Raw genomic sequence first — 6,454 nt, forward strand, 5'->3', positions numbered from 1 at the left:
GACGATCCTGCCGGCGCCGATCGGCCCGGCGCCGGCTTGGCTCAAGGCCTTGTCCGGCCCGCTCTCGATGCTTCCGCTGGCACTGATGTTCATCGCTTGGTGGCTGGTGCGGCGCACGCCTTACTACGACCAGTTGATGGCGGTCGGCAGCGACGATCGGGCCGCCTACACCGCCGGTGTCGATGTCACGCGCGTGCGCTTCATCGCCTATGTCATGACCGGCATCCTGGGCGGATGCGCCGGGCTGATGCTGACCGCGCTGATCGGCTCCGCCGACCCTAACATCGGGCCGACCTACACGCTGATCGCCATCGCCGCCGTAGCGCTCGGCGGCGTCAGCCTGGCCGGCGGGCGTGGCGGCGTCGCCGGTGCAGCCATTGGCGCCATCGACATCTTCCTGCTGCAAAGCGTGCTGACGACGTTCAACGTCTCGACCTTCGTGCTGCAGATCGCCTACGGCGCGATCCTGGTGCTGGCCGTGATGCTGACAGCGCTGCAGGAACGTCTTGCCATGGGGAGACGCTGACATGTTTTTGCGCCAAAACCTCTTCGCCACAACCAACGCCCGCGTCGTCGGCGCCTTCTGCGTCGCCGCCCTTCTGCACCTTGCCGGCACGCTCCTCATTCCCGGCTATTCGGCGCCGTTTGCGATACGCGCCATGCTGGTGCTCGCTTCGCTGCTTGCCGTCGCCTCGATCGGGCAGACGCTGGTCGTCATCATGGGCGGCATCGATCTGTCGATCCCCTTCGTCATCGGCTTTGCCAATGTCGTGGCGGCGCAGCTCTATGGCGACGGCTGGAATTTTGTCCTCGTCTGCGGCCTCGTCGGCGCGCTGGCGCTCGTCATCGGCGGGCTGAACGGACTGATCTCGCGCAGCCTCGACATCCAGCCGCTCATCGTCACGCTCGGCATCGGCATGGTCGTACAAGGCCTTGTGCTGTTGTGGACCGCGGGTTTCCCGTCGGGCTCCGCACCGCAAGCGGTATCCAGCTTCGTCTCGATCGGCGGATCGGCCGGACCGCTGCCGGTGCCGTGGCTGGTGCCGAGCCTGGTCGTGCTGGCCGCACTCGTCGTGCTGGTGCTGGAGCGAACGCCTTATGGCCGCCGGCTTTACGCGCTGGGCAGCAATCCGGGCGCGGCGCCGCTGGCGCTGATTGACCCGGTTCGCATGTGGGTCATCACCTATGCGGCAAGCGCTTTCTTCGCCGCCGTGGCAGGGGTGCTTCTGCTCGGCTTCACCGGTTCGGCCTATGGCGATGTCGGCCAGCCCTATCTGTTCCAGACCATCGCGGCGGTCGTCGTAGGAGGCGCAGCACTTGTCGGCGGCCGGGGAAGCTATCTCGGCACGATCGCCGGCGTGCTAGTGCTGACCGAGATCAACACGCTGCTGATCGGCCTCGGCTTCCAGCCCGCAGCGGTGCAGGCCGCGCTCGGCTTCGTCATCGTGCTGCTGGTTTCGCTCTATGGCCGCGAACGGCACGTCTCGACCACCATCTGAAAGGACCAGTCAGTCGAGCCGCCACAGCTTGCGGGCATTCCCGGACAACAGCCTGTCGCGCTCGGCAATGCTGCAGCCCGAGAGCAATGCATGGGTCGCCGCCACCCAGGTCGACAGGCCGCCGCCTAGCGTGCAGACCGGCCAGTCGCTGCCCCAGACGACGCGGTCCCAGCCGAATGAATAGACGGTGTGCTCGACGTATGGCCGCAGCGTCTCGACCGTCCAGCTGCCCGGATCGGCATAGGCGACGACACCGGAAATCTTGGCTACCACATTCTGGCGCCGGGCGATCTCGCTCATGTGTTCACGCCACGGATGCTCAGCGCCGCCCTTGATGTCGGGGACGCCGCAATGGTCGAGGACGAACGTCACATCTGGCGCCAGGTCGGCAAGCGCGATCGCCCTGGGGATCTGGTGCGGCAGCACGACGAGGTCGAAAGTCAGGCCGGTGCCGCCAAGCCGCTTTATGCTGTCGCGAAACACCGCACCTTCCGAGAGATCGTCGGGCACGACATGGAGGACGCGGCGAAAGCCTTTTACGAACGGGTTTGCCCGCTGCCGTTCGAGATAGGCCGCGAAGTCCCCTTCCTCAGGGCGGCAGGACGCGATCACCCCGGCCAGCATGCTGCCGGACTGCCGTGACAGTCCTTCCACACGAGCGGTCTCGGCTTCGATGTCGGCCGCATCGACATCGACCTCCATATGCAGCACACGCCCGACGCCGACACGCTGCGCCTCCGTCGCGTAGTCTTCATAAGAGAAATCGCGGTTGAGCGCCGGCACGCCGGCGAGCCAGGGATAGCGCAGGGCCGAGCGATCGATCAGGTGAAGATGGGTATCGATGATCATGGTGACGCTCCTCCCTCTGGCTTTTTAAATCATCTCACGGGGGAATTCTTCATTCAAATAAGAATTCATGCCGATGAGCCGACTGCTGATCCAGCGAGGTGCGACAGCTTTTCACACGTCGCCAGCAACAGTTCGATCGTCCTGGTGATGTCGGGCGCGGAAGGCGCGTTGACCACCGTGATGTAGGGAATCGACAGTGCGGCGATTGCCTTGCCGTCGGAACTGCGCACCGGGGCGGACAGGTTGAAGACGCCGGCTGTCTGCATCGAGGCCATCATCTCGTAGCCACGGTCGCGTATCTGGTCGAGACGGGTGAAGAACTCGGTCGATTGCGCCGTCTTGTCGGTGCTGCGGACGTGTTCGGAAATCATCATCTGGCGCTCTTCCGGTGAGCGGAAGGCGAGCAGCACATGTCCCGATCCGGTGTCGAACAAACTGATATGGGAGCCGACCCGGATCGATATGCCCCAGTAGTTCGGTGCTTCTTGCTGGCCGATGACGACGGCAGAACCTCGATCAAAAACAACGAGTTGGTTGGCCTGCTGCGATGTCTCGGCAAGCTCACGCATCAGCGGCGTCGCATAGGAGACCAGCCGCCGTACCGGCGCGTGCAACTGTGCCAGACCGAACAGCTTGAGCGTCAGCGAATAGCGGTCGCCGTCGAGGCGCGTGACGTAGCCGCGCCGCACCAGCCGGTCGAGCATGCGATAGAATTCGTTGGGACTGCGGTCGAGTTTCTTGGCGATTTCGGCCTGGGTCAGGCCGCCGTCGACGCCCGCCAGCAGTTCAAGGATATCGAGCCCCTTGTCGAGCGCCGGCGCGCGATAGCGCTCGTCTTCGCTGTCGTCCATGGGCTCATCCTCCAGTGAATTTCACCCTTCATATACGCAGGAACGTGCGCGGCGGAAACAAATTTCGCCTTGACGTGTCTATGAATGTTTTGTTTGTATATGAATGTAGCACTTCTTGTCATCAGACGAGTTGCGGTCGCCGCGGAGGCGGCACCAAGGGAGGATACCAATGAACAGACTGCTGTCCGGCGTGTGCGCCGGTGCATTGTTGCTCGCGTCAGGTGCGGGCGCTGCCCTTGCCGGCGACCTGCCCGGCAAGTTCGAAGGCGTGACCGTCGACGTGAAGCTGATCGGCGGCCAGCAATATGAAAAGCTCTACGAGCGCATTCCCGAATGGGAGAAGGCGACCGGCGCCAAGGTCAACATCCTGACCAAGAAGAACGGCTTCGACATCGACAAGGAGCTCAAGTCCGACATCGCCTCGGGTAGCACCAACTGGTGCGTCGGCTGGAACCATTCGTCCTTCGCGCCGCAATATACGGGCCTTTACACCGACCTCAGCAAATTGCTGCCCAAGGAAGAGATCGACGCTTTCGTGCCGTCGACGATCACGTCCGCAACCATCGACGGCAAGCTGGAGATGCTGCCGCGCGCGCAGTTCGACGTTTCGGCGCTCTACTACCAGAAGAGCCTGTACGAGAACGCCGACAACAAGACCAAGTTCAAGGCGAAATACGGCTATGATCTGGTGCCGCCGGATACCTGGAAGGAAGTCACCGACCAGGCTGAGTTCTTCGCCAACCCGCCCAATTTCTACGGCACGCAGTTCGCCGGCAAGGAAGAGGCGATCAACGGTCGCTTCTACGAGATGGTGGTCGCCGAGGGCGGCGAATACCTCGACAAGGACGGCAAGCCGGTCTTCAACTCCGAGGCCGGCATCCGGGCGCTCGACTGGTTCGTCAACCTCTATAAGGCCAAGGCCGTACCGGCCGGCACGACCAACTACCTCTGGGACGATCTCGGCCAGGGCTTTGCCTCCGGCACCGTCGCCATCAATCTGGACTGGCCGGGCTGGGCTGGCTTCTTCAACGATCCGAAGTCATCCAAGGTCGCCGGCAATGTCGGCGTCAAGGTCGCGCCGAAGGGCTCGTCCGGCAAGCGCACCGGCTGGTCCGGCTTCCATGGCTTCTCGGTGACCGAGAACTGCCCCAACAAGGAGGCCGCGGCTTCCTTGGTTTGGTGGCTGACCAACGAGGACAGCCAGAAGCTCGAGGCCGCCGCCGGCCCGCTGCCGACCCGTACCGCAGTGTGGAACTGGGTTTTGAAGCAGGCCGAAAACGATCCTTACAAGAAGGAGGTTCTTACCGCCTTCCAGGAAGAGGCCAAGCACGCCTTTGCCGTGCCGCAGACGCCTGAATGGATCGAGATCTCGAACGCCGTCTATCCCGAATTGCAGGCGGCGATCCTCGGCGACAAGACGTCGAAGCAGGCACTGGACGATGCGGCCGCCAAGGCGACGCAAATCCTCCAGGACGCCGGCAAGCTCTAGAAACGGGCTCCCAGGGCTGCCTCCCCCATTGGAAATGGGGGAGGCGATCGCGTTTCGCGGCCAGCGGTTTGCGCTAACCCATCGCCCCCGGCCCACGCACCGCCGTCCAAATGCAAACACCTCAAGGATTCTGATGAAGGGCTTCAAGCCATCCGCGCCATTCCTGCTGCTGCTTCCGGCCATGATCGTGCTGGCGGCGGTTGTCGTTGTGCCGTTGCTGTTGTCCCTTTACTCCAGCTTCACGCCGTTCCGCCTGACGCGGCCCGAAACGTTCTACGTCTTCATCGGCATCCGGAACTATCTTTCGATCCTGTCCAATACCGATTTCTGGTGGGCGTTCGGCCGCACGGTGCTGCTGCTGACCATCGCGCTCAATCTCGAAATGCTGCTCGGCCTTGGGCTTGCCATGCTGGTCGAGAAAGCGACACGCGGCCAGCGCATCCTGCGCACGCTGATGATGTTTCCGATGATGTTCTCGCCGATCCTCGTCGGCTTCCAGTTCAAGTTCATGTTCAACGACAATATCGGCCTGGTGAACAATGCGCTGCAGTCGCTCGGCATTACGCAAGACGCCATACCGTGGCTGATCGAGGGCCATCTCGCCTTCATCGCCATTTCGATCGCCGAGATCTGGTCGTCGACGGCGATCTTCGCCATCCTGATCCTCGCCGGCCTGCTCGCCATGCCCAAGGAGCCGATCGAGGCGGCGCGTGTCGACGGCTGCACGCCGTGGCAGACATTCCGCTATGTGACGTGGCCGTTCGTCATGCCTTTCGCCTACATAGCCATGACTATCCGTTCGCTCGACGTGGCGCGCGCCTACGACATCGTCAAGATCATGAACGATGGCGGACCGGCGGGCCGCACCGAACTGCTATGGACCCTGGTGGCCCGCACCGCCTACAGCGACGGGCGCATGGGCATGGCCAACGCCATGGCCTATTTCTCGATCCTGCTGTCGATCGCCTTCACCGTCTACTTCTTCAACAAGCTCGCCGCGGCGCGCACGCAGATTGGTGCGGAGTGGTGAAGATGGACGAGAATTCTTCCGCCCGCCTGAAGCGCCGGCTGCTGGGCATCGTCTATCGCATTGGCCTGTTCCTGGCGATGCTGACGATCTGCCTGCCGGGCCTGTGGATCGTCCTCTCGTCGCTGCGGCCGGCAGTCGAGATCATGGCCAAGCCGCCGGTCTGGATCCCGCAGGAGATTTCGTTCGACGCCTATGTCGCCATGTTCAGCGGTATCGGCAAAGGCGGCATTCCAGTGATCGAATATTTCCGCAACTCGTTGATCATCTCGGTGACCTCGACGGTCATTGCAGTGGCCATCGGCATGGCCGGCGGCTATGCGTTCGCGCGCTACCGCTTCCGCGGCAAATCGAGCGTCTTCCTCGGGCTGATGCTGACGCGCACCGTGCCGGGCATTGCGCTCTCGCTGCCGCTGTTTTTCCTCTATGTGCGGCTTGGCATCATCGACACCCATTTCGGGCTTATCCTTGCCTATGTCGCGCTCAACGTGCCGTTCACGATCTGGCTGATCGACGGCTTCTTCCGTCAGGTGCCCAAGGACCTCGCGGAGGCCGCGCAGATCGATGGCTGCACGCGCTGGCAGGCGTTCTGGCAGGTCGAGTTCCCGCTTGCCGGGCCGGGCATCGCGTCGGCCGCGATCTTCGCCTTCCTGACCTGCTGGAATGAGTTCGCTCTGGCCTCGCAGCTGACCCGTTCGGTGAGCGCCAAGACGCTGCCGGTCGGGCTGCTCGATTACAC

Annotated in this window: 7 protein-coding genes; 5 read left to right on the top strand and 2 right to left on the bottom strand. The window is 63.0% G+C overall.

Translation table 11 applies throughout. The annotated features are described in order from the left end of the window. Both EOC06_RS43570 and EOC06_RS26585 read left to right on the top strand, forming a co-directional pair. On the top strand, positions 1-526 hold a 526-nt coding region (locus tag EOC06_RS43570; RefSeq protein WP_368773606.1), incomplete at its 5' end, for an ABC transporter permease. A 1-nt stretch (position 527) separates the two neighbouring features. Beyond that, positions 528-1,499 (top strand): ABC transporter permease, encoded by a 972-nt coding sequence (locus tag EOC06_RS26585; RefSeq protein ID WP_128309175.1) that lies wholly within the window; start codon positions 528-530, stop codon positions 1,497-1,499. Positions 1,500-1,508: 9 nt separating this feature from the next. Here EOC06_RS26585 and EOC06_RS26590 read toward each other — a convergent pair whose 3' ends face one another. Together EOC06_RS26590 and EOC06_RS26595 are read right to left on the bottom strand one after the other, a co-directional pair. Then, positions 1,509-2,348 (bottom strand): amidohydrolase, encoded by an 840-nt coding sequence (locus tag EOC06_RS26590; protein WP_128309176.1) that lies wholly within the window; start codon positions 2,346-2,348, stop codon positions 1,509-1,511. Positions 2,349-2,413: 65 nt separating this feature from the next. Continuing rightward, the gene (locus tag EOC06_RS26595; RefSeq protein ID WP_127267478.1) at positions 2,414-3,199 is read right to left on the bottom strand and encodes an IclR family transcriptional regulator; all 786 of its coding nucleotides are present in this window, start codon (positions 3,197-3,199) and stop codon (positions 2,414-2,416) included. 169 nt (positions 3,200-3,368) lie between these two features. Here EOC06_RS26595 and EOC06_RS26600 point away from each other — a divergent pair, with 169 nt between their 5' ends. The 3 genes from EOC06_RS26600 to EOC06_RS26610 all read left to right on the top strand — a co-directional run. Further along, positions 3,369-4,688 carry a sugar ABC transporter substrate-binding protein gene (locus tag EOC06_RS26600; protein WP_128309177.1) on the top strand — a complete coding sequence of 440 codons (1,320 nt, stop codon included), beginning with the start codon at positions 3,369-3,371 and terminating at the stop codon, positions 4,686-4,688. Positions 4,689-4,821: 133 nt separating this feature from the next. Beyond that, complete coding sequence (locus EOC06_RS26605; RefSeq protein WP_128309178.1) at positions 4,822-5,718, top strand: carbohydrate ABC transporter permease; 897 nt, start codon at positions 4,822-4,824, stop codon at positions 5,716-5,718. A 2-nt stretch (positions 5,719-5,720) separates the two neighbouring features. Then, positions 5,721-6,454, top strand: a 734-nt coding sequence (locus EOC06_RS26610) for a carbohydrate ABC transporter permease (RefSeq protein ID WP_164898747.1), incomplete at its 3' end; no start/stop codon positions are given.

The organism is Mesorhizobium sp. M7A.F.Ca.MR.362.00.0.0, assembly GCF_004023175.1.
Taxonomy (GTDB): Bacteria; Pseudomonadota; Alphaproteobacteria; order Rhizobiales; family Rhizobiaceae; genus Mesorhizobium.

Bases quoted from the DNA above. Each gene is read 5' to 3' on its own strand.
- EOC06_RS26605 (WP_128309178.1), top strand. From the start codon at position 4,822: ATGAAGGGCTTCAAGCCATCCGCGCCATTCCTGCTGCTGCTTCCGGCC.
- EOC06_RS26590 (WP_128309176.1), bottom strand. From the start codon at position 2,348: ATGATCATCGATACCCATCTTCACCTGATCGATCGCTCGGCCCTGCGC.
- EOC06_RS26600 (WP_128309177.1), top strand. From the start codon at position 3,369: ATGAACAGACTGCTGTCCGGCGTGTGCGCCGGTGCATTGTTGCTCGCG.
- EOC06_RS26585 (WP_128309175.1), top strand. From the start codon at position 528: ATGTTTTTGCGCCAAAACCTCTTCGCCACAACCAACGCCCGCGTCGTC.
- EOC06_RS26595 (WP_127267478.1), bottom strand. From the start codon at position 3,199: ATGGACGACAGCGAAGACGAGCGCTATCGCGCGCCGGCGCTCGACAAG.